Below are 1154 nucleotides of genomic sequence, written 5' to 3' on the forward strand. Positions count from 1 at the left end.
TCGATGTCGGCAAGGAAGAGCACCACGCCTGTGCGCTCGACGCGGACGGGACACGACTGTTCGACAAGCCGCTCCCGCAGGACGAGACCCGCCTTCGCGAGGTCTTCACCCGGCTCCAGGAGCACGGGCGGGTGCTGCTGGTCGTGGATCAGCCGAACACGATTGGCGCGTTGCCGGTCGCGGTCGCCCGGGACGCGGGCTGCGAGGTCGCGTATCTGCCGGGATTGGCGATGCGCAAGGCCGCGCAACTGATGCCGGGAGAGGCGAAGACGGATGCTCGGGACGCGTTCGTGATCGCGACGACCGCGCTGCGAATGCCGGACACGCTGCGCGCCGTCGACCGGGACAGTGAGGTCCTCGCGTCGTTGAAGGTCCTCGCCGGCTATGACGATGATCTCGCTCACGAATCGACCCGGTCGGTGAACCGGCTGCGGTCTCTGCTGCTGCAGATCCACCCCGCTTTGGAGCGCGTGTTCGCGGGCACCAGGCTCACCAACGCCCTGCCCCTGGACCTGCTGATCAAGTACGGAGGGCCCACGAAACTCGCAGGGGCCGGTCCCGCCCGGGTGAAGGCGTGGGCGCGCAAGACGAAGCACCGCGCCGTCGACAAGCTCGTCGATGACGTGTTCGACGCGCTGAGCCAGCAGACCGTGACCGTGATCGGCACGGCGGCGGTCGAGTCTGTGATCTCTCGCGTTGCGGGCCAGATCGTCGCGCTCAAGACACAGCGAGCCGAGCTCGCCGTCGAGGTCGAGAGGCTGCTTGATGACTTCCCTCTTCGTGACGTCTTGATCTCGATGCCAGGAGTCGGGACCAAGACGGCAGCCACCATCCTCCTGGCCATCGGCGACGCCTCCGCCTTCCCCACCGCCGGGCACCTCGCCGCCTACGCCGGCATCGCTCCCGTCACCCGCCGTTCCGGGAAGTCGATCCGAGGCGAGCATCCCGCCCGGTCCGGGAACAAGCAGCTCAAGAACGCGCTGTTCCAATCCGCGTGGGTCGCGTCCAACTGCGATCCCGAATCGGCCGCCTACTACCAACGCAAACGCGCTGAAGGCAAGAAGCACAACGCGGCGATCATCTGCCTCGCCCGACGACGCTGCGACGTCATCTACGCCATGCTCAAAACCAGCACCCTCTACCAGCCACGCCGA

The 1154-nt window shown here is 67.2% G+C and carries 1 protein-coding gene; it reads left to right on the forward strand.

Going from position 1 to position 1154, the window contains the following annotated elements:
- A partial coding sequence (locus tag KI686_RS17315) for an IS110 family RNA-guided transposase (protein ID WP_237590263.1) occupies positions 1 to 1154 on the forward strand: 1154 nt, incomplete at both ends.

It is taken from the genome of Polaribacter sargassicola (assembly GCF_021991835.1).
GTDB lineage: Bacteria > Bacteroidota > Bacteroidia > Flavobacteriales > Flavobacteriaceae > Polaribacter > Polaribacter sargassicola.